Below are 2,483 nucleotides of genomic sequence, written 5' to 3' on the forward strand. Positions count from 1 at the left end.
CTCCCGAATCCTCTCACCCTTTCGAACGTCGAGCTGCAGTGCTCGATGTCGTATTATGGAACCTTGCTTCGGGCAGCCGGCACGCACCGGCGCGCGGCGTTCTCCTGCCATGCCGCGTGCGCTCGAATCTTCTATTCGGCAGGCGGCAAGGACCGGCATGAAAACGAAAGACACACGTCAGCCAGCTCCGGGTCGCAGCGGCGCGGAACGCGCGTACTGGGACGGCCTAATCAAGCAATCCGAGAAGGACAGCAAGGAAAGCAAGCGCGTGCTCGAGCGCATGCAACGCGACAGCCTGAAGCGCAGCAAGTAAGGTGCGCACGCACGGTGCCCTCTGAACGGAGGGCACCGTGAACTATTACCCCCATCACATCGGCGATTTCAGGTCCGGCACGGTCAACATGAGCCGTGTCGAGCGATGGATCTACCGCGACCTGATCGACGTCTACTACGACACCGAGAAACCCCTCCCGCTGGACTTGGACGCGGTGTGCTACGCCGTCGGCGTGAGCGCCGAGGAAGAGCGCCGCGCCGTGGCGAACCTGTTGCGTTTCAAGTTCACGCAGACGGACGCCGGATACGTCCACGAACGATGCGAAATCGAGATCGCTGCCTACCGTTTGCGCGCCGAAACCGCCCAGGAGAACGGGAAAAAGGGCGGCCGGCCGAAAAAGCGGACGGCTAGCGAGTCGGGTACCAAACAGAACCCAGCTGAAACCCAAGAAAAACCCAGTGGGTTTTCGTCGGGTTCCGATCCGGTTGCCAGTGGCCCCCCAGACATAACCGGTTCTAAAACTAACCAAGAACCAAGAACCAATAACCAATATGTAAACCATAGCGGCGGCGGCACAGCACAGGCAGTAACGCGCGAGGACGCGCCGATCGCCGCCGCCGCTTTCGTCGAAATTCTTCGAACGTCGGGCGTCGGCTTCGCCGCCGATGACTCGCGGTTGGCGAGTTGGCCGGGGCGAGGCGTGACGGCTGACGACCTGCGAGCGGCCATCGCCACGGGCCGCAAGCGCCGCGAGCGCGAGGGCAGCGGGCAGCCGCTCAACGTCGGCTTCCTCGACACGATCCTCGGCGACTTGCTGGCCGCGCGTGCGGCGACGTCTGCGGCGGCCACACGCACCGTCGGCGATTGGTGGCGCTCGTGGACCGGCATCGTCGAGCACGGCGGCACGCTCGGCGTCGAGCAGGGCCGCGACGAACCTCCGTTCGATTTCAAGCTGCGCGTGTTCGACGCTGCGGGCGATGGCCCGTGGTGGGACGACCACAACCGCGCGTTTCGCAACACTGCCGGCCCCGTCGCGGCCGGCGCTTTGATGGGGGAAGGGCGATGAACTGCAAACCTGGCGATCTCGCATACGTCGCGAAATCCGACATGCCGGAGGCGCTTGGCCTGCCGGTAACCGTCACGGAAGACGGGATGCAATCCAATTTCGGTTGGGCGTGGGTGGTTCGTGCGTCGAGTCCGATCACGTGCTGGAACTACTGCACGAAACGCTTCGTTCAGAGCGGCGAATTCCTCGTTCCGGACGTGGATCTGCGCCCCATCAGCGGGGTGCCGGTGACCGACGGCGTGAGCGACGAGGTGACGGCGTGAGGGTCATGGGAATGGATGTGATCGAGTCTCCCCTGTGCGCTGACGTGCCGCGCATGACCGTTTCGCCTCGATTTGCCGAGCTGATGCCCGCCGAGTTCGTGAGCGACTTGAACCGATGGATGCGCGAGTTCTTCGGCACTTCCGACGTGTCGTACATCGTCGAAGGCCGCACGATCGTCATGAGCCCACGCGCGGCAGCAGATTTCCGCCGGCGGGCTTCGCAGGCTTCAGTTCGTCCCGGGCACTGGCAAGGGTGGCGAGCATGACGCAGCAATCGCTCATCACGGCCTCGCCGATCGCGCAGCGCGTCGAGTTCGTCGTCCCCGGCACGCCGGTCGCGAAGGGGCGCCCGAAGTTCGCGCGCCGCGGCGCCCACGTCCGGGTCTACACGCCCGAGGAGACGGAGCGGTACGAGAACCTCGTGAAGATGGCCGCCCGCGCGGCGATGCGCAGCGCCACGCCGTACGCCGGCCCGATCCGCCTGATCGTGCACATCGGCCTGCCCATCCCGGCGAGCTGGTCGATGAAGCGCCAGGGCGAAGCGGCCGCCGGCGCCATCGGCGCGACGAAGAAGCCGGACTGGTCGAACGTGGTGAAGGCGATCGAGGACGGAATGAATGGCGTGGTGTTCGCCGACGACAGTCAGGTGATCGACTGTTGGGTGTCGAAGCGCTACAGCCGCACTCCCGGGGTACGGGTGGAAGCCATCGAATTGAACTTGCAACGGGCCTAGGACTATGACGCGCACGATCAGCAACGTTGGCCCGGCGTTGAAGGACGGCATGAACGGAGTGGTGTACGTCGACGACGGCCAGGTCGTCGACCTCTGGGTGTCGAAGCGCTACGCGCGCACGCCGGGTGTGCGCATCGAGGCGATCGA

The 2,483-nt window shown here is 65.0% G+C and carries 6 protein-coding genes; all 6 read left to right on the forward strand.

From position 1 onward, the window contains the following. Positions 1-313, forward strand: a 313-nt coding sequence (locus tag WS69_RS34520) for a hypothetical protein (RefSeq protein ID WP_231747077.1), incomplete at its 5' end; no start/stop codon positions are given. Between the two features lie 37 nt (positions 314-350). Continuing rightward, positions 351-1,340, forward strand: a complete 990-nt coding sequence (locus WS69_RS30165; RefSeq protein WP_082715964.1) for a YdaU family protein — start codon at positions 351-353, stop codon at positions 1,338-1,340. Next, on the forward strand, positions 1,337-1,603 hold the full coding sequence (locus tag WS69_RS05405; protein WP_059469776.1) for a hypothetical protein: 267 nt from the start codon (positions 1,337-1,339) through the stop codon (positions 1,601-1,603). Before WS69_RS30165 ends, WS69_RS05405 begins: the two co-directional genes overlap by 4 nt. Positions 1,604-1,614: 11 nt before the next feature. Beyond that, positions 1,615-1,869 carry a hypothetical protein gene (locus tag WS69_RS05410; protein ID WP_156437950.1) on the forward strand — a complete coding sequence of 85 codons (255 nt, stop codon included), beginning with the start codon at positions 1,615-1,617 and terminating at the stop codon, positions 1,867-1,869. Further along, the gene (locus WS69_RS05415; protein WP_059469777.1) at positions 1,866-2,336 is read left to right on the forward strand and encodes a RusA family crossover junction endodeoxyribonuclease; all 471 of its coding nucleotides are present in this window, start codon (positions 1,866-1,868) and stop codon (positions 2,334-2,336) included. The genes WS69_RS05410 and WS69_RS05415 overlap by 4 nt, the downstream gene beginning before the upstream one ends. Positions 2,337-2,340: 4 nt before the next feature. After that, positions 2,341-2,483, forward strand: a 143-nt coding sequence (locus WS69_RS30170) for a RusA family crossover junction endodeoxyribonuclease (RefSeq protein WP_156437951.1), incomplete at its 3' end; no start/stop codon positions are given.

It is taken from the genome of Burkholderia sp. BDU5 (assembly GCF_001522845.1).
Lineage (GTDB): Bacteria > Pseudomonadota > Gammaproteobacteria > Burkholderiales > Burkholderiaceae > Burkholderia > Burkholderia mayonis.